This window comes from Microbacterium sp. LjRoot45 (assembly GCF_964253325.1).
Lineage (GTDB): Bacteria > Actinomycetota > Actinomycetes > Actinomycetales > Microbacteriaceae > Microbacterium.
In genome coordinates this window covers 1,023,966-1,040,929 of the sequence record NZ_CAXUQM020000001.1, presented here as the reverse complement: position 1 = coordinate 1,040,929, position 16,964 = coordinate 1,023,966, and the positions used below count along the sequence as shown (strand labels likewise).

The following is a 16,964-nucleotide window of genomic DNA, read 5'->3' as shown; positions in this document are numbered from 1 at the left end:
GGGTGCTCTTCCTTCGGTTGGCGATGGCTGGGGGTGCTGGCTGTCGGGTCGCTACGTGCTGTACCTCCGGGGAGGTGCGAACTCGGCGTGCAGCGCGTACAGCTGGTCGGACCGGCGGATCTTGGACCAGGCGGACCGCCACTCGGCCGTCGCCTCCGGGTCCTCGCTGATCCCCGCACGCGACAGCGTCATGCGCCGGCAGTCGAGGTCCTCGGCGATCCACGACATCGGCACGCCCTCAGCGCGGAGTACTCGAGCGCGCTCGATATCCGCCTCGGTCAGCGTCGACGCGCGGCCCATCAGTGCCCACCCCCGCACACGCCCTGGTGCATCACCCGCGCGAGGTGAGCCATCTCGCTGAGCAGCGCTCCCGCCTCGCCGCCACCACCCTCGACGTACGGGCCGGCGAGCGCGATCGCCATGGGGAAGTCCTCGTTGGCGGTAGCGGTGATGATCTGTGCGGCTGTCGTCTGTGCAGGCGTGCGGGGCTCGCCCGACGCCTGGGTGCCGAAGTGCGGAGAGAAGAGCACCTTGCCGGCGAGCTCGGGCGGGAGGGTGCGGTCGCGGACGAGTTGGAGGCTGCCCGCTCCCGCCGCGGCGAACCAGCTCAGGATCACGAGGTACGACGTGACGTCCTCGACGGCTTCGAGGACCCGGTCGAAGGTGGCCACCGCTTCCTCGCTGGTCTGCGGGTGCAGCAGCCCGGCTGAGTGCTCGGCCATCATCGTGCGGATCTGGTCGACGTTCGTCATGCGGCCGCCTCCTCCGCGAAGTAGTTCGCCGGCAGGCCGAGCTCGCTGCGATCACGGGCGATGGTCCGGTCGGTGACGCACAGAAGGTCAGCGAGCTCACCGTCGAGGTAGCCCCGGGCGTGGAGTCGCGGGAGCGCGATCAGCCGCTCAGCGCGCGTGAGTTGCACGCGGGCGCCGGCCACGGCGAGGTCGACCGCGAGGTCGTCGACGATCTCGAGCTCGTCGACGACTGCTGGGGCGTCGTCCGCATCGATGTCGTCCCATCCGAGTGGTGGCACCCATCCCCGCGCAGCGGCGCGCGCCGTGATCCTCGCGATCATCGCGCGCTGGGTTGCCGTGTCGGCCGGTGGGCGCACGGCCCACAGGCGCTCGTAGAGCGCGGCGACACCGCGGGCGGTGGACGCGTACACGCGATCCTCCCGCATCACCCGGCTGACGTTCGTTTCAGCCACCCCGAGGTGGGCTCCCAGCTGCGGGGTGGACCAGCCCAAAGCCTGCAGCGCCTGCAGTCGCCGGACCGTGCCCCTGGCGTCGACGCGCGCGTGGTCGGCGACGACATCGAGCGCGGGTTCGACGGCGAGAAGCTTGGCGGCAGTGGGCCGCGTTACCCGTTTCGCGGGCATGTAGGTCCCGTCGCTGGACTGCCGGCCCCAGCGGATACCAGCGATCGTCGACCGTGCGACGCCGGACGCGTTCGCGACCGCGGCGGTGCCCATCCCTGATCGGGCGAGGAACGCGAGGTGTTCGCGCACGGGTCCGGCGGGAAGCTGCTGGCGGTCGAAGGTGCCGTACGCGAGACGTCGGCGGCGGTCACGCATGCGCTGCGCCTGACCGGAACGGCACATGTCGCAGCGGCACCGATGGTGGAGGTAGCAGACGGTCGATGCGGCGTGGATGTGGTCAGGGGGGCACGTGAGTGCCTTGGTGGTGCTGGTGCTCATTCGGGGTTTCCTTCGAGGGGTGCGTCAGTCGAAGAGGGTGGGGTGGGCCGGCCTGGTCGTGGAACGTGCCGTGCCGGCGAGGGTGCGGCGGAGCTCGGTGAGGCCCGCGTTGGTGATGTGGATCTGGAGGTAGGGGCGGGCGTTGCGGCGCGGGCCGACGTAGACGGTGCGGAGGGTCAGCCAGTCGCGTGACGTCGCCGTCGACGTCGGAATCCACGCGTCGACACCCTCCGTGTTGCGCTCGATCCACCCGAGCTCGGCCATGTGGTCGAAGAGGCGATCGCGGCCGGTCGAGATCTCCGGGTCCTGGTCGAGCAGCCGCGCGGCGCCGGCGACCGTGTACGCCTCAGAGAACGCGGGCACACGGTGCGCCGCCTCCAGGACTTCCGGGGTGAGGTACTGCGGGAGCTCGGCCTCGACCCACTGCAGGAACGCGTCCGCCTTCGACGGTGTCAGCGACTCGTACCGGGCACGGTGCAGGGCGGTTTCGAGCGGGTAGTACTCGGCGCCGTTGATATCGACGACCTGGTCGTCGTCGAGGAGCAGCTTCTCCCCCGTGCCCCACGGCGGGATGCCGGCGAGCGCCTCAACGTCGTCGCGCCGCAGGTACACGTACGGGTGGTCGACGAGGATGTGCAGGTTCTGTCCGTCCACGCGCGGGATGATCGGCCGCGGCTGCTGCAGCTCCACCATGCCCATCAGCCCCGCTCGCTCTCGAGGGACGACGCCGCCTTGTCGTCAGCGCACGACGAGCAGAGGTCGTCCTCCACCCACCAGCACCCCGACGCGCACGCGACCTCATCGGTGCAACGGCAGACACGGCACCGCGGCTCGTCGATGAGCAGCGACTCGAGGGCCTGCGTCCGCCGCTCGAGTCGGGCAAGCGCCCGGAGGATCTGGCCCATCACGATGAACGCGATCAGCCACATCACAGCCGAAAGGCCGATGGCGATGAACTGCCACACAGGTCGGTCACGGCGCCGCCTCCGCGTTCAGCTCGTCGACGAGCTCGTCGATCGCTGCCACGTGGCGGCGAGCGCGGCCGAGTGCCTGGTTGAGCCACCAGCCGAACGCCATGACGATCACGCCGATCACCGCCTGGCCGGTGACGGTGAGGTCGGCGCAGTCGACCGTGAGGGCGAGCAGGCCGAGCACGATGATCAGGCGGGAGATCATGATGCACCGCCGTGAGTCTGGGTCCACCGGAGGCGGACCATCCTGGCGGTATCGCACGGCCCGCAGGGCTCGGTCGTGCCGCTGGGATGCTGGCTGCACGTCGACAGCGGGACGCCCTGACCTTGGTCGAGAACTCGACTTGCGATGAGCTCGTCGATGGAACCGAAGATGCGATCGGCCATGAGGTACATCAGCTCGGGCTCATCGATCACGGGAGCGACGATGTAGAGCCGCTTGCCGGCCGCGCCCGCGAAGTAGCCGGCCTCGAGGTGAGCGGAGCGCCCGCACGGGAGCAGCAGCACGCCGACCTCGGAGGCCCCCATCGCTGTCCAGTCGTTCTCGAACCCGCGGCGAGCGGTGTCGGTGGTGAGCGCCTGGCGGAATGACCACGGCGACCACCTCTCCCAGTCCGGATCGATGTCCGCCCAGCTGAACCCGCCCGAGTTGTCACCGAGGTTGTCGCTCGTCCACGGGGTCTGGGGATTGCGGAAGTCGTAGACCTGGTGACCGGCGCCACGGAGGCGGAACACGGCGTCCGGCTGGAACGCGTTGCGCCATGACGACGCGAGGTAGATGCGCGTCATCGGCGTGCCCGCTTCGGCGACTTCGGCGCGGCCCAGAAGATCGCGCCGACGATGACCAGGCAGATCGCTGAGAGCGCGACGGCGCGGATGCCGTCGCCGTTGCCACCGGTGGGCGGCAGGCGCCGCGCAGCGTGCTGCACGTCAGCGGGCGTGGTCGCGGCGGTCGTGTACTGCGGGGTGGGACCGACACCCTCGGTCTCGCTCGGCTGGGGTCCGGGCGGCGTCGCCGTGGGGGACGGCTGTGGGGACGGCTCCACCGTCGCCGTTGGGGTCGGCGTCGGTGTGACCGAGGGTGTCGGAGTCGGGGTCGGAGTCGCGCTCGGCGACGGGGTGGGCGTCGCCGTCGGAGTCGGAGAGGGGGTCGGAGTCGGCGTGGCCGTCGGCGTGACCGTCGGCGTCGGGGTGACGGTCGGCGTCGACGTGGGGGTGGGCGTCGCCGTCGGGGTCGCGGTCGGCGTGACGGTCGGGCTTGGCGATGTCGTCGGAGTGGGGGTCGGCGTGGCCGTCGGCGTGGCCGTCGGCGTGGGCGTGCCCGTCCAGGTCGGCGTCGACGTCGGCCGGCATCCGCGACCAATCGGAGGCTGGCCGCCCTCGCCGTAGTGCTCGTTGTAGAGCGACACCTGCACCCACGTGATGCACAGGGTGTCGGGGTCCGTCTGCAGCGCGGACCACGGGAGGAAGGACTTGCCGATGTAGAACCGGCGAGGCTCGCTCAGGTCCCAGTTGCGGTCCTCGAAGTGGATGCTGAGTGTGCGGCCATCCGACGTACGCACGTTGACGTGGCCGCCGTCGGGGAACGTGGCACCGTCGCGGAGCGTGAGCCCATCCTCAGCGACGATGTACGGCACGGGAGCGTCGGAACCGGCGGCGAGCGCAGCGGTCGCCGGGAGCAGCACGACCGCAGCCGCGGCGATCACGGCGGCGAGACGCCGGCTCACGAAGCCACCGCCTGAGGGACGCGCTCGACGAAGGTGACGCGGACGTCGTAGCCGAGCGCGCCTGCGATGCGAGCGAGGTCGTCGAGGGTGGTAGGCGTGTCCCCGGAGAGACGGCGTGCCATGGCCGACTGAGATAGGCCGACCCGCTCGCCGAGCGACTGCTGCGACAGCTTGGCCTCGGCGGCGAGGAAGCGGAGAGCGGGAGTCACTCGCTCAGTGGGTAGGTCATTCAGCATGCACACATGGTTACCCACGAAATGGGATCATGCAAGCACCCCGTACCCATCGGCGTGTTGCTTCACCCGCTGAGCGATGCTGGTTACCCGCTCAGCGGTTGCGCCACCCGGGATGAGCCGCTACTGTCGAGGCATGAGTGATATCGCTTTCCTGCCACGCCCGAACGTGGAGCGCCGTCAGACGATCGCCAAGAACGTGAAGGCTCACCTTGGGCATGCCGGCATCAGCGGCGCCGAGATGGGCCGCCGCATCGGGATGACCCAGTCGAAGATGAGCCGGCGAACCACCGCGGCCGAGCCGTTCGACATCGACGAGCTCGGCGCGATCGCTGACGAGCTCGACATCACGGTTGTCGACCTGATCACCGGAAAGCTTCCGTCTAACGATCTGTAACAGGCCCGGAACCTGGCGTGCGTGGGTCGCCCGGCGCTCTCAGGAGCGGCGGAACAGCGATCTCAGCCAGGCCGCCACGCGGCGCCACCAGGGCGGACGCGGGCCCTCGGTGCGACTGTTCGTCTTGGAGAACGGACTCACGGCCGCGCTCCGCTGCGCTGCGCGAAGGCGCTCTCGTAGAGGCAGACGCTGGCGGCGGTCGCAAGGTTCAGCGACTCGGCCCGCCCGTAGATGGGAAGGCGCAGCGTGAGGTCGACGAGCGAGAGCGCGCCCTCTTCCAGCCCCCTCGCCTCATTGCCGAAGAGCCAGGCGGTCGGCTCGGCGAGAGTCGGCCGATGCGCGAGGAAGTCCTCGCCGCCGACATCCGCCGCGACCACCCGCAGTCCCACGCTGTGCGCGCTCGCTACGACGTCGGCAAGGTCGGCCCCCACGGCGATAGGCAGGTGGAACAGCGAGCCCGTCGTCGCGCGGACGACCTTCGGGTTGTAGGGGTCGACCGTCCTCCCGGTGAGGATGACGGCATCCGCACCGGCGGCATCCGCCGCGCGGATGATGGTTCCCAGGTTGCCCGGGTCGCGCACCTCTTCACAGATAGCGATGAGCGACGGCGCAGCGGCGAACACATCCCTCACCGCGGACGGCGACTGCCTCGCCACTGCGACGATCCCCTGGGGCGTCACCGTGTCCGCCATCGCGTCCAGCACGGACTCCGTCGTGAACTCGACGTCCAGCCCGGCGGCCCGCGCGGCATCGCGCACATCCTGGTGCTTCTCCATCGCCGCGGGCGTCGCAAAGATCTCCACGATCGTGTCGGGGCGGTAGGCGAGCGCCTCACGAGCAGCTTGAGGACCTTCCAGGAGGAAGAGTCCGGTCTCCTGGCGGGCGCTGCGCTTGGTCAGCTTCGCGACGGCGCGCACACGCGGGGAACGGGGGTTCTCGAGCACGCTCTCAGTGTAGAGCCGACGCGCTCCCCCGCTGGGAACGACGACAGGGCGCCCTCCGAAGAGGACGCCCTGTCAGGAGTGCGGGGACGTTTACGCCTTGGGCGCGTTGACGTCGGCCGGCAGCGCCTTACGGGCCGTCTCGACCAGCGAGGCGAACACGGCGGGCTCGTTCACCGCGAGCTCGGCGAGCATACGGCGGTCGACCTGCACACCCGCCAGGCCGAGGCCCTGGATGAAGCGGTTGTACGTGAGACCGTTCTGGCGGCTCGCGGCGTTGATGCGCTGGATCCACAGGCGACGGAAATCGCCCTTGCGCTTGCGACGGTCGCGGTACGCGTAGACGAGCGAGTGGGTGACCTGCTCCTTCGCCTTGCGGTACAGACGCGAGCGCTGGCCGCGGTAACCGGAGGCGCGCTCGAGGATGACGCGACGCTTCTTGTGGGCGTTGACAGCCCGCTTGACTCTTGCCATTTCTTCTTACTTCCCTGTGTTCTTCAAACGCTCGATGCGCCGGCGATCAGATGCCGAGCAGCTTCTTGGCGACCTTGGCGTCGCCGGGGGCCAGGATCTTGTCGGCCGACAGACGGCGCGTACGCTTGGTCGGCTTGCCCTCGAAGTTGTGGCGGAGGTTCGCCTGCTGCTTCTTGATCTTTCCGCTTCCGGTGACCTTGAAGCGCTTCTTGGCACCCGAGTGGGTCTTCTGCTTCGGCATGGTTCTTCCTTCGTTGTGGTTCCCGCTGAGCGGGAGTCTGGGGGCCGGCGTGGCCGGAGTGCTTATTCCGCTTCGACCGTCTCGGCGGCCGGAGCCTGACCGGTACGAGCCTCGCGAGCAGCCTGCTTGTTCGCTGCGCGGGCGGCGTTCTGCTCGGTCTTGACCTCGGACTTGTTCTTGTGCGGGGCGATGACCATCACCATGTTGCGGCCGTCGATCGTTGGGTTGGACTCCACGGTTCCGAACTCGGCCACGTCCTCCGCGAACTTGCGGAGGAGACGCACGCCCTGCTCCGGGCGCGACTGCTCGCGACCGCGGAAGAGGATCATCGCCTTGACCTTGTCGCCCGCCTGGAGGAAGCCCTCCGCGCGCTTGAGCTTGGTCGTGTAGTCGTGCGCCTCGATCTTCAGACGGAAGCGCACCTCCTTGAGGATGGTGTTGGCCTGGTTGCGTCGCGCTTCCTTGGCCTTCTGCGCCGCTTCGTACTTGAACTTGCCGTAGTCCATGATCTTGACCACGGGCGGCTTCGAGTTGGGAGCCACCTCGACCAGATCGAGATCGGCTTCCTGTGCAAGACGCAGCGCCACCTCGATACGGACGACGCCGACCTGCTCACCCGCGGGGCCGACGAGGCGGACCTCGGGGACGCGGATGCGGTCGTTGGTGCGGGGATCGCTGATGTGCGGAACTCCTCTTCGTGCGGGGACTGCCACCGTGACACGGATGAGTGTCGCGGGCGGAAGATGATCACGTCCACCAGCACGATGCGCGCATCGGCTTCCCGTCTTCTGCACCCTGTTCCATGACGGACTACCCTGCGCGAGCCGGGCGGAGTGCGTGGACCCGGTAGCCTGGAACGGCAAGCGCGGGTGGGATGTGATCCTCTTTCGATCCGGAGTAGAACACTCCGGTGCGCGCCAAGTCTAGCAGAGAGCAGCACGTGAACACGATTCGGCCCGACCACGGCGACCAGGGCGAGAGCCACGACGCGCGGCATCAGCGCTGGGAGGAGCAGGAGCGCGCGGCACAGGCGGCCACGCGCGACATCGCCGACGTGCCCGCCGTCGAGGTCATCACGACGGCCGCCGTTCACCTCATGAGCGCCGCCGCCGTCAAGGTGGGGCTGGCCGACGCCCCCGAGACGCAGACCGACCTCGACGAAGCGCGCAAGCTGATCAATGCACTCGCGGGCCTCATCACCGCCGGAGCGCCCGAGATCAGCGACATGCACGCACGGTCGTTGCGCGACGGCCTGCGTTCGCTGCAGCTCGCCTTCCGCGAGGCGTCGGCCATTCCCGACCCCATCGGACAAGGACCGGGCGAGAAGTACACCGGACCGGTGAACTGAACGCCGGGATCAGGCTCCTCGTCGAAGCTTGACGGTCACCGAGTCGGCGAGCACGGCGATCCGATCGTCGGCGGCCCAGCGCTGAGCCAGCCGGCCGAGCACGGCGTCGAGCGCCTCGCGCGCCAATCCGTCCATCAGCTCCAACACCACCACGAGCTCGGGACCGCGCAGCCGCGCGTCGGGGTCACCCGCGACGACGACGACGTCGATCACGGACAACTCGGATGCCACGCTCTCCTGCAAGGCACGGAAGACCTCCGGCGAGTGGAAGCTCGGCTCCCACGGGATGCTCTGGGCGATAGCCCAGACGGCAGGTCTCCTCACCACGAACTCCGTCTCGGACGTCGGATCGATGACGATGAGATCGGTGTCCTCCGACGACGCCGACAGCGCGACGCGCACCGCTTCCACCGGTATGGGCCGGGCCGTGGCATCCCATCGACGCATCGTGTCGACCGAGCTGAACACCGGTTGCACGCGTCGGCCGTCGGGGGCGGCGACCGTCACGATGGAGAGCTCCTGCGTCTTGTCGACGCGTAGACCGCTGGGCGCGAGTCCTTCCTCGCCCTTTTCCGCGATCAACGGAATGAGCACACGCGCCGACCGCAGCGCGTCGACGACCTCCACCTGATCCCCCGTGCCGGCGCGGAACCTCATCAGGGCAGCGAGCAGGGCGGGGTCAGCTGACCCGTCGTCGGCCGCGTGGGGGTTGTCTGGGAAGCGTCGCCCCTCCCAGGGCACTCCCGCGGAATCGCCGGCGGGGTGACAGGCGTCCTCAGCCTGCGGCGACATCCAGCGCCTCGGCCAGGGTGAACGCCCCGGCGTACAGGGCCTTGCCGACGATCGCACCTTCGACGCCGAGCGGGACGAGCGCGCGAAGCGCGGCGATGTCGTCGAGGCTGGAGATGCCTCCAGATGCGACCACGGGCTTCGGGGTGCGGGCGACGAGTTCGCGGAGCAGCTCGAGGTTGGGGCCGCGCAGCGTGCCGTCCTTCGTCACGTCGGTGACGACGTAGCGGCTGCACCCGGCATCCTCCAGGCGCTCCAGCACCTCCCACAGATCTCCGCCGTCACGCGTCCACCCGCGCGCCGCGAGGGTCGTGCCGCGCACGTCGAGTCCGACCGCGATGGCGTCGCCGTAGCGGCCGATGACGTCGGCTGCCCACTCCGGGTTCTCCAGGGCCGCCGTGCCGAGGTTGATGCGCGCCGCGCCCGACTCCAGCGCGGCTTCCAGGGTCGCGTCGTCACGGATGCCTCCGGACAGCTCCACCTGCACGCCCCGCAGCTGCTTGATCACCTTGCGGAGGATCGCGGTGTTGCTCCCCCGGCCGAATGCCGCGTCGAGGTCGACGAGGTGCACCCAGGACGCGCCGTCCTGCGCCCACTGGAGAGCGGCATCGACGGGGTCGCCGTAGCTCGTCTCCGTGCCGGCCTCGCCTTGGGTCAGACGGACGGCCTTGCCGCCGGCGACATCGACGGCGGGAAGGAGGATGAGTTCAGGGGTTGACGCGAAATCGTTCATGGCTCCGGGAGATCTGTCGGGGGCGCGCGTCTGGCGCGCGTGCACAAGGAGAGAGGTTATCCCTGCGGGAGGGAATCGACCCAATTCGCGAGGAGACGGATGCCGGCCTCGCCGCTCTTCTCCGGGTGGAACTGCGTCGCCGACAGCGGGCCGTTCTCAACGGCGGCGAGGAACGGACTGCCGTAGTCGCACCAGGTCACGGCCGGCTCCCGGAACGGACGCATGACCTCGAGCGTCCACTGCTGGACACCGTACGAGTGGACGAAGTAGAACCGCTCCTGTTCGAGACCTCGGAACAGCACGGAACCCTCACCGGGACGCACCGTGTTCCACCCCATGTGCGGCAGCACAGGGGCATCGAGTTCGATCACCGTTCCCGGCCATTGCGCGAGTCCGTCGGTGACGTCACCGCGCTCGACACCCTGCTCGAAGAGGACCTGCATCCCGACGCAGATGCCCAGGACGGGGCGCCCTCCGGCCAGGCGCCGCTCGATCGCCTCGTCGCCGCGGCTGGCGCGCAAGGCATCCATCACGGCGCGGAACGCACCGACACCCGGTACGAGGAGCCCCGCAGCGTCCTGAATGAGTCCGCGATCGGAGGTCAGCCGTGCGTCCGCTCCCGCTGCCACGAGCGCTTTAACAGCGGAGTGCACATTGCCCGATCCGTAATCGAGTACGGCGACCAGCGGTGCGGGGTCGCTCACAGAGCGCCCTTCGTGCTGGGCACACCCCGCACGAGCGGGTCGAGTGACTTCGCCTGACGGAACGCGCGGGCCAGCGCCTTGTACTCGGCCTCCGCGATGTGGTGCGGGTCACGGCCGCCCAGCACGGTCACATGCATCGTGAGGCCCGCGTTGAAGGCGATCGCCTCGAAGGTGTGGCGCACCAGCGAACCCGTGAAGTGGCCGCCGATGAGGTGGTGTTCGAAGCCGGCGGGCTCACCCGTGTGCACGAGGTAGGGCCGGCCGCTGATGTCGACGACGGCCTGGGCGAGCGCCTCGTCGAGCGGGACGAGTGCATCGCCGTATCGGGAGATGCCGGTCTTGTCGCCGAGGGCCTGGCGGATCGCCTGGCCGAGCACGATGGAGACATCCTCGACCGTGTGGTGCGCGTCGATGTCGGTGTCGCCCGAAGCGCGCACCGTCAGGTCGGTGAGGGAGTGCTTCGCGAACGCGGTGAGCAGGTGATCGAAGAACGGGACCGTGGTGTCGATGTGGCTGACCCCGGACCCGTCGAGGTCGAGTTCCAGCTCGACGGTGGACTCGCTCGTCGCGCGGCGCAGTGTCGCCGTCCGGGAGGTGCTCATGGGCCGATTGTACCGAGGCGGGAGCGGACCCCGCGTCGTGTTGCACGGCCGCTGACCTCGCTCGCGGCCCCCAGGGCGGGCGAACGTCAGAGCGAAGCGAGCGCCTCGAGGAAGGCGGTGGACTCGTCGGCCGTTCCGGCCGTCACCCGAAGGCTGTGGGCGATCCCCACGTCGCGGATGAGCACGCCCCGGTCGTAGAGGCCCTGCCACGTCGCGGCCGGATCGTCGACGCCCGAGAAGAGGACGAAGTTAGTCCAGCTCTCGTACGGGGTGTAACCGAGCGCATCGAGGGTGGCGGAGATCCGATCGCGCTGAGCGACGATCTCGTCGACCATCGACAGCATCGTGGGAGCGTGGCGCAGCGCGGCCGTAGCCGCCGCCTGCGTCAGGGCGCTCAGGTGATACGGCAGGCGCACGAGACGCAGCGCGTCGATGACACCCGGATCGGCGGCGAGGTATCCGACGCGTGCTCCCGCGAACGCGAAGGCCTTGCTCATCGTGCGCGAGACGACGAGTCGTTCCCTCCCCGGGAGCAGGGTCAACGCCGACCGCTCGTCGCGCGGCGCGAACTCCTGGTAGGCCTCGTCGACGATCACGATCCCGCGCGATGCCTCGTAGACGGCGTCGATGACGTCGAGTGACATCGGCGTGCCGGTGGGGTTGTTGGGCGCGCACAGGAAAGTGACGTCCGGGTCGGCGTCGGCGACCTGAGCGGACGCCGAATCCGCCGACACCGTGTAGTCGGCGTCGCGCACGCCGGCGACGTACTCGGCGCCGGTCGCCCGGGTGAGGAGCGGATACATCGAGTAGGTCGGTCCGAATCCGAACGCCCGGCGACCCGGCCCTCCGAAGGCCTGGAGCAGGTGCTGGAGCACTTCGTTCGACCCGTTCGCCGCCCAGATCTGATCGCGATCGAGCCCGTGCCCGAGGTAGTCGGCGAAGCCCTCGCGCAGAGCCGTGAACTCCCGGTCGGGATAGCGATTCACCTCACGCAGAGCGAGGGCGATGCTGTCGAGAATGTCGTCTGCCACCTCTTCGGGCACCGGGTGCGTGTTCTCGTTCACGTTCAGCGCGACCGGGAGAGGCGCTTGCGGAGCTCCGTACGGTGTCAGTCCACGCAGATCGTCGCGGAGGGGAAGATCCTCGAGGCGGGCACGTCCGTCGGTAGGAGAACTCACTCCCCCATGCTACGGCGCGCCTCGTCGAGAGCGAGAAATCCGCGTAGCCGAAGGTCCCGCATGCCCACGCGCGCCGGGATGCCGCCGACCGCCGGTGGAAGGTCAGTCGCGAGCCGCGTACTCGGCCGGAATGGCGAGAGTGTCACCCGCGACGAGCTCGGCGGAACCGAGGGCGTTGAGGCGAGCGATGGCGTCGACCACGTCACGCGGATCGGCCGCCGGCGCGACTTCTTCCGCGATGGACCACAGGCTGTCACCCGGAAGCACGGTGACGGTGGTGAACGCCCCCTCCGCTGCGCCGTGATCGGCCGACGCGAGCGCGCCGCCCCCGGAGACGATCGCGATGCTGAGCGCGGCGATCGCGGGGAGAGCGGCGAGGAAGGCCACGACGCGGCGGCCGCGCACCGTGAGGCGCAGGCGCGTCGCCGAGGTCAGCGAGGGTGCTGCGGCGATGTCGATGGTGGTCATGAGTCCTCCTGGGGTTCGGAACTTCGTACCCGACCCTCGGCCGGGAGAGCCGGGTACGAAGTTCTCTTCCGAATCTATCTTCGATACATCTAGAGTGTCAAGCACGTCCGACATCGGAGATGAATCGAACGCGACACGCGATCCACTCACATCCATCAGCGGCGGAAGCGGATACGGTTTCGACAACAAGACCCCATCACCTACCTCCGACATTCGAAGGCGCAGACCTTCCGGAGGACTCGAGAGGAGCGCGGCCATGGACGAGATCCGGTCATCCCGGGACAGGCCCCAGACCCGACGGCGCACGTCGCTGAGCGACAAGCAGCTGGCGATCCTCGAGGTCATCCAGCGCTCGATCGCCCACCACGGCTACCCGCCGAGCATGCGGGAGATCGGCGACGCGGTCGGCCTGAAGTCACTCTCGAGCGTCACGCACCAGCTCAACCAGCTCGAGCTCAGCGGATATCTGCGACGCGACCCGGGCAAGACGCGCGCGATGGAGGTGCTCATCGACCTTCCCGGCAGCGCCGCCGAGAATCCCGCCGACGAAGCACCGTCTGTGGGGGACGCGGCGATGGTGCCGCTCGTCGGGCGGATCGCCGCCGGCATCCCCATCACGGCCGACCAGCAGGTCGAGGAGATCTTTCCGCTCCCCCGCCAGCTCGTCGGCAAGGGCGACCTGTTCATGCTGAAGGTCAGCGGCGAGTCCATGATCGACGCGGCCATCTGCGACGGCGACTGGGTCGTCGTCCGATCGCAGGCGACCGCGGACAACGGCGAGATCGTGGCCGCCATGCTCGACGGCGAGGCCACCGTGAAGACGTTCCGCCAGCGCGACGGTCACACCTGGCTCCTGCCGCGGAACACCGCCTTCGAGCCGATCCTCGGCGACGAAGCCGTCGTCCTCGGAAAGGTCGTGGCGGTGCTCCGCGCCGTGTGAGCGCTGAGCGCCGGTCACACGGCGGCCGCGACCTTCTCCCTCACGCGCGCCGTGGCGTCGACGAGATTCCGCAGGGATGCGACGGTCTCGTCGTAGCCGCGGGTCTTGAGTCCGCAGTCCGGATTGACCCACACCTGCGCGAGCGGCAGGCGCGCCGCGGCACGTTCGAGCAGTTCGGCCACCTCGTCGGTGGACGGAACGCGCGGCGAGTGGATGTCGTAGACGCCCGGGCCGACGCCGTGTCCGAAGCCCGACGCGGCGATGTCGTCGATCACTTCCCCGCGGCTGCGCGCGGCTTCGATCGAGGTGACGTCCGCGTCGAGAGCTTCGATCGCGCCGATCACGACATCGAACTCGGAGTAGCAGAGGTGGGTGTGCACCTGCGTGTGCGGCAGCGCCCCGGCCGTGGCCAGCGTGAAGGACCCGACGGACCAGTCGAGGTATGCGGGCTGCTCCGCGGCCTTGAGGGGAAGTAGCTCCCGCAGTGCGGGTTCGTCGACCTGGATGATGCGCACCTCGGCCGCCTCGAGGTCTGCGATCTCATCGCGCAGCGCGAGGGCCACCTGGTTGGCCGTCTCGCTCCACGGCTGGTCGTCGCGCACGAAGGACCACGCGAGGATCGTGACCGGTCCGGTCAGCATGCCCTTCACGGGACGATCGGTGAGCGACTGAGCGAACCCCGTCCAGGCGACCGTGATGGGCGCGGGACGCGAGACGTCCCCCCACAGGATCGACGGGCGTGTGGCTCGCGACCCGTACGACTGGACCCACCCGTGGCGCGTCACCGCGAAGCCGTCGAGATGCTCGGCGAAGTACTGCACCATATCGTTGCGCTCGGCCTCGCCGTGGACGAGGACGTCCAGACCCAGGTCCTCCTGCAGAGCGATGACGCGTGCGATCTCCTCGCGCAGGAACCGGTCGTACTCCCCCGCGGAGAGCTCTCCTCGCGCGTGCGCCGCGCGAGCACGTCGGATGTCTGCGGTCTGCGGGAAGGAGCCGATGGTCGTCGTGGGCAGGACCGGAAGATCCAGGTCACGCTGCGCCTGCCGACGCGCTTCGTCGTCGACGCGAACGAAGTCGGCATCGTTCAGTGCTGCCGTGCGCTCCCGCACCGCACCGTCACGAACACCCGGCGCCGCGGCACGGTCGGCGAGCGCGGTCGTGGCGTCGTCGAGGTCGGACCGGATCGCCTCGACACCCTCACGGAGCCCGAGGGCCAGCGTGACGACCTGCGCGGTCTTCTGGTCGGCGAAGGCCAGCCAGCCCGCGAGGCGCGGGTCGAGGTCGGGCTCGTCGGTCACGTCGTGAGGTACGTGCTGCAACGACGTCGACGTGGCGGCCACGACCCGTGCAGCGCCCAGAGCGGTCAGCGCGCCGAGGTCGTTCCAGGCGCGCTCCAGGTCACCGCGCCAGACGTTGCGGCCGTCGATGACACCTCCCAGGAGCACCTTCTCGGTGAGGCCCGGTACGGGCGCCGGAACAGCGCCGCGTCGAAGGTCGAGCGCGATCGCGTCGACCGGTGCTGCCGCGAGCACGCGCCAGGCGTCGTCGGAGAGCTGCGCGTACCCGGCGGCCACCAGGAGCTGCGGTCGCTCGGCGGCTGCACCCAGCACGGCGTAGGCGCGCTCGGCGGCGTCAGCCAGCTCGCGGTCCGTCAGCGCGAGAGACTGACTGACCAGCGCCGGCTCGTCGAGCTGCACCCAATCGGCGCCCGCGTCGCGGAGCTCCGCGAGGAGCGCCGAGTAGACGGGCAGGAGGTCGTCGAGCCGGTCGAGGGGGCGGAAACCGTCGGGTGCGCCGTCGGACGGCTTCGCGAGGGCGAGGAACGTCACCGGTCCCACGAGCACGGGCCGCGTGAGGTAGCCCTCGGCGCGCGCCTCGCGCAGCTGCGCGGCGAAGCGGTCGCCCGACCGCGAGAACACCGTCTCCGGCCCGATCTCGGGAACGAGGTAGTGGTAGTTGGTGTCGAACCACTTCGTCATCTCGAGCGGCGCTCGCTCCTCGTCGCCGCGGGCGACCGAGAAGTACGCCGACAGACCGATGGTGCCGTCGGCATCCCTCAGCGGATCGAACCGCGCCGGGATGGCTCCGACCGCCACCGCCAGATCGAGGACCTGGTCGTAGTACGAGAACGTCTCCGGGATGGAGGAGTCGTCGCGTCCGAGCCCGAGGCTCGCCAGGTGCGCGCGCGTCTGAGCGCGCAGCGTCGCCGCGGTCTGCTCGAGTTCCGTCTCCGAGGACCGGCCTGCCCAGTGCGACTCGACCGCGCGCTTGAGCTCGCGACGTCGACCGATGCGGGGGTAGCCGAGGATCGTTCCGGCGGGGAAGGTCATGCGGGGTTCTCCTGTTCGAGGGGACGGATGCCGGCCTCGCGGAGCACCGCGAGCACCGTGTCGTGATTGTTGAAGGCGTAGAGATGCACGCCGGGTGCTCCACCGTCGAGAACGGCGCGGGCGAGTCCAGCCGCGTGGGCGATACCGACGTCACGCTGCTCCTCGCTGCTCGATGCGCGCTCGAGCGCGCCGCCGAGCCCGGCGGGCCGTGCGTCGCCGGTGAGTTCGAGCACCCGCGCGAGACGTCCCGGGGAGGTGAGCGGCATCACGCCGGGAAGGATGGGGATGCGGACACCGGCATCCCGGGCCCGATCGACGAAGTCGAGATAGTCGTCGGCTTCGAAGAACAGTTGTGTGATGGCCAGAGTCGCTCCCGCGGCCTGCTTGGCCAGCAGCGCGTCGATGTCCTCGTATCGGTGTCGTGACCGCGGGTGGCCGTTGGGGAAGGCGGCGACCGAGATCTGCACGCGCTCGCGCGGGGCGACCCGAGCGGCCCCCGGGACGCCGGGCACCTCCGCCTCGCTGTACGGTGCCCGCTCCGCTTGCACGCGATCGATCAGCTGCACGAGCTGGGCCGCGCTCTCGAGGTCGCCGAGGAAGGCGTCTCCCTCGGCCGCCCCGGCGGGCGGGTCTCCCCGCAGCGCGAGGAAGCGGGTGATGCCGGCGTCGAGGAACTCGCGGATGAGCGCCGTCGCGTCGGCGAGCGTGCTGCCGACGCAGGTCACATGCGCCAGGGGCGGCACCGACGTCTCGCGCAGGATGTGCGTCAGCACCTCGAGCGATCGCCCGCCCGATGAGCCGCCCGCGCCGAACGTGACCGAGATGAACTCGGGTGACACGCGCGCGAGCTGCTGGATGGTCTCGTGCAGCGCCGGCATCCCCTCGGGACGGCGCGGCGGGTACACCTCGAAGGAAACGGGCACGGATGCCGGGGCGTCGGCCTCGGCGGCGGGATGCGACATGACAGATGGGTCCAGGGCGGGTCAGCGGGGGTGAGGCCGGTCGGCCGCGACCGCAACAGGCTGCGGTCTGCGGGCGGGTGCCGGGCTCGGCTGTCGCTCCTGCCCGTGACGCGTGACGCGTCGTCCGGGCTGTCCCGGCCGGAGCCGGGTCGATGCCCCCACTCTAGGACGCCGCCGCATCGCGCAGCCCTTCTGTGACGCGTTGTTTCGCAGGGACGACGCCGGCACGG

General features: G+C 69.7%; 24 protein-coding genes. 3 read left to right on the top strand and 21 right to left on the bottom strand.

The genetic code is table 11. The features are described from left to right. Positions 1–51: 51 nt before the first annotated feature. The 9 genes from ACSQ18_RS04775 to ACSQ18_RS04735 are packed head-to-tail and all read right to left on the bottom strand — an operon-like array spanning position 52 to position 4,627. The gene (locus tag ACSQ18_RS04775; RefSeq protein ID WP_436036009.1) at positions 52–300 is read right to left on the bottom strand and encodes a hypothetical protein; all 249 of its coding nucleotides are present in this window, start codon (positions 298–300) and stop codon (positions 52–54) included. Further along, the gene (locus ACSQ18_RS04770) at positions 300–752 is read right to left on the bottom strand and encodes a hypothetical protein (RefSeq protein ID WP_436036008.1); all 453 of its coding nucleotides are present in this window, start codon (positions 750–752) and stop codon (positions 300–302) included. Before ACSQ18_RS04770 ends, ACSQ18_RS04775 begins: the two co-directional genes overlap by 1 nt. Next, a complete protein-coding gene (locus ACSQ18_RS04765) occupies positions 749–1,693 on the bottom strand; it encodes a hypothetical protein (protein WP_436036007.1) in 945 nt (314 codons plus the stop codon). Before ACSQ18_RS04765 ends, ACSQ18_RS04770 begins: the two co-directional genes overlap by 4 nt. Positions 1,694–1,717: 24 nt before the next feature. After that, positions 1,718–2,386 (bottom strand): phage antirepressor KilAC domain-containing protein, encoded by a 669-nt coding sequence (locus ACSQ18_RS04760; RefSeq protein WP_436036006.1) that lies wholly within the window; start codon positions 2,384–2,386, stop codon positions 1,718–1,720. A 5-nt stretch (positions 2,387–2,391) separates the two neighbouring features. After that, positions 2,392–2,625, bottom strand: coding sequence for a hypothetical protein (locus tag ACSQ18_RS04755; RefSeq protein WP_436036004.1), 234 nt, complete (start codon positions 2,623–2,625; stop codon positions 2,392–2,394). A 40-nt stretch (positions 2,626–2,665) separates the two neighbouring features. Further along, complete coding sequence (locus ACSQ18_RS04750) at positions 2,666–2,869, bottom strand: hypothetical protein (RefSeq protein WP_436036003.1); 204 nt, start codon at positions 2,867–2,869, stop codon at positions 2,666–2,668. Then, entirely contained in the window at positions 2,866–3,453 is a 588-nt protein-coding gene (locus tag ACSQ18_RS04745; protein WP_436036002.1) for a hypothetical protein, read from the bottom strand. The genes ACSQ18_RS04750 and ACSQ18_RS04745 overlap by 4 nt, the downstream gene beginning before the upstream one ends. Beyond that, on the bottom strand, positions 3,450–4,391 hold the full coding sequence (locus ACSQ18_RS04740; RefSeq protein WP_436036001.1) for a hypothetical protein: 942 nt from the start codon (positions 4,389–4,391) through the stop codon (positions 3,450–3,452). Before ACSQ18_RS04740 ends, ACSQ18_RS04745 begins: the two co-directional genes overlap by 4 nt. Next, a complete protein-coding gene (locus ACSQ18_RS04735) occupies positions 4,388–4,627 on the bottom strand; it encodes a helix-turn-helix domain-containing protein (protein WP_436036000.1) in 240 nt (79 codons plus the stop codon). The genes ACSQ18_RS04740 and ACSQ18_RS04735 overlap by 4 nt, the downstream gene beginning before the upstream one ends. 133 nt (positions 4,628–4,760) lie before the next feature. On the opposite strand from ACSQ18_RS04735, the gene ACSQ18_RS04730 reads away from it, so the two are divergent. Next, on the top strand, positions 4,761–5,021 hold the full coding sequence (locus tag ACSQ18_RS04730) for a helix-turn-helix domain-containing protein (RefSeq protein WP_436035999.1): 261 nt from the start codon (positions 4,761–4,763) through the stop codon (positions 5,019–5,021). Between the two features lie 137 nt (positions 5,022–5,158). Here the strand turns inward: ACSQ18_RS04730 and ACSQ18_RS04725 are convergent, their stop codons facing one another. The 4 genes from ACSQ18_RS04725 to infC form a co-directional block, all read right to left on the bottom strand. Then, positions 5,159–5,965 (bottom strand): TrmH family RNA methyltransferase, encoded by an 807-nt coding sequence (locus ACSQ18_RS04725; protein ID WP_436035998.1) that lies wholly within the window; start codon positions 5,963–5,965, stop codon positions 5,159–5,161. A 90-nt stretch (positions 5,966–6,055) separates the two neighbouring features. Further along, on the bottom strand, positions 6,056–6,436 hold the full coding sequence (gene rplT / locus ACSQ18_RS04720) for a 50S ribosomal protein L20 (RefSeq protein WP_144807539.1): 381 nt from the start codon (positions 6,434–6,436) through the stop codon (positions 6,056–6,058). Between the two features lie 46 nt (positions 6,437–6,482). Then, positions 6,483–6,677 (bottom strand): 50S ribosomal protein L35, encoded by a 195-nt coding sequence (rpmI, locus tag ACSQ18_RS04715; RefSeq protein WP_005048908.1) that lies wholly within the window; start codon positions 6,675–6,677, stop codon positions 6,483–6,485. A 62-nt stretch (positions 6,678–6,739) separates the two neighbouring features. Next, positions 6,740–7,390, bottom strand: a complete 651-nt coding sequence (gene infC / locus ACSQ18_RS04710) for a translation initiation factor IF-3 (protein WP_436035997.1) — start codon at positions 7,388–7,390, stop codon at positions 6,740–6,742. 227 nt (positions 7,391–7,617) lie between these two features. Between infC and ACSQ18_RS04705 the strand changes: the two genes are divergently transcribed. Further along, positions 7,618–8,025 carry a DUF1844 domain-containing protein gene (locus tag ACSQ18_RS04705; protein ID WP_174236293.1) on the top strand — a complete coding sequence of 136 codons (408 nt, stop codon included), beginning with the start codon at positions 7,618–7,620 and terminating at the stop codon, positions 8,023–8,025. A 9-nt stretch (positions 8,026–8,034) separates the two neighbouring features. Here the strand turns inward: ACSQ18_RS04705 and ACSQ18_RS04700 are convergent, their stop codons facing one another. The 6 genes from ACSQ18_RS04700 to ACSQ18_RS04675 all read right to left on the bottom strand — a co-directional run bounded on the left by ACSQ18_RS04700 (position 8,035) and on the right by ACSQ18_RS04675 (position 12,499). Next, positions 8,035–8,817 carry an SseB family protein gene (locus tag ACSQ18_RS04700; protein ID WP_436035996.1) on the bottom strand — a complete coding sequence of 261 codons (783 nt, stop codon included), beginning with the start codon at positions 8,815–8,817 and terminating at the stop codon, positions 8,035–8,037. Further along, positions 8,801–9,547, bottom strand: coding sequence for a bifunctional 1-(5-phosphoribosyl)-5-((5-phosphoribosylamino)methylideneamino)imidazole-4-carboxamide isomerase/phosphoribosylanthranilate isomerase PriA (gene priA / locus ACSQ18_RS04695; RefSeq protein WP_144807537.1), 747 nt, complete (start codon positions 9,545–9,547; stop codon positions 8,801–8,803). The genes ACSQ18_RS04700 and priA overlap by 17 nt, the downstream gene beginning before the upstream one ends. Positions 9,548–9,603: 56 nt before the next feature. Continuing rightward, complete coding sequence (hisH, locus tag ACSQ18_RS04690; RefSeq protein ID WP_301039692.1) at positions 9,604–10,251, bottom strand: imidazole glycerol phosphate synthase subunit HisH; 648 nt, start codon at positions 10,249–10,251, stop codon at positions 9,604–9,606. Then, a complete protein-coding gene (hisB, locus tag ACSQ18_RS04685; RefSeq protein ID WP_436035995.1) occupies positions 10,248–10,853 on the bottom strand; it encodes an imidazoleglycerol-phosphate dehydratase HisB in 606 nt (201 codons plus the stop codon). The genes hisH and hisB overlap by 4 nt, the downstream gene beginning before the upstream one ends. A gap of 86 nt (positions 10,854–10,939) precedes the next feature. Beyond that, positions 10,940–12,031, bottom strand: coding sequence for a histidinol-phosphate transaminase (locus tag ACSQ18_RS04680; RefSeq protein WP_436035994.1), 1,092 nt, complete (start codon positions 12,029–12,031; stop codon positions 10,940–10,942). A gap of 102 nt (positions 12,032–12,133) precedes the next feature. Then, positions 12,134–12,499, bottom strand: coding sequence for a LysM peptidoglycan-binding domain-containing protein (locus ACSQ18_RS04675; RefSeq protein ID WP_436035993.1), 366 nt, complete (start codon positions 12,497–12,499; stop codon positions 12,134–12,136). A gap of 256 nt (positions 12,500–12,755) precedes the next feature. On the opposite strand from ACSQ18_RS04675, the gene lexA reads away from it, so the two are divergent. Next, positions 12,756–13,439, top strand: a complete 684-nt coding sequence (lexA, locus tag ACSQ18_RS04670; protein ID WP_144807532.1) for a transcriptional repressor LexA — start codon at positions 12,756–12,758, stop codon at positions 13,437–13,439. A 14-nt stretch (positions 13,440–13,453) separates the two neighbouring features. On the opposite strand, the gene metE is transcribed toward lexA, so the two are convergent. Together metE and ACSQ18_RS04660 are read right to left on the bottom strand one after the other, a co-directional pair. Next, positions 13,454–15,772: a 5-methyltetrahydropteroyltriglutamate--homocysteine S-methyltransferase gene (gene metE / locus ACSQ18_RS04665; RefSeq protein WP_436035992.1), complete on the bottom strand. Its 2,319-nt coding sequence runs from the start codon at positions 15,770–15,772 to the stop codon at positions 13,454–13,456. After that, on the bottom strand, positions 15,769–16,734 hold the full coding sequence (locus tag ACSQ18_RS04660; protein ID WP_436035991.1) for a methylenetetrahydrofolate reductase: 966 nt from the start codon (positions 16,732–16,734) through the stop codon (positions 15,769–15,771). Before ACSQ18_RS04660 ends, metE begins: the two co-directional genes overlap by 4 nt. Between the last annotated feature and the right edge of the window lie 230 nt (positions 16,735–16,964).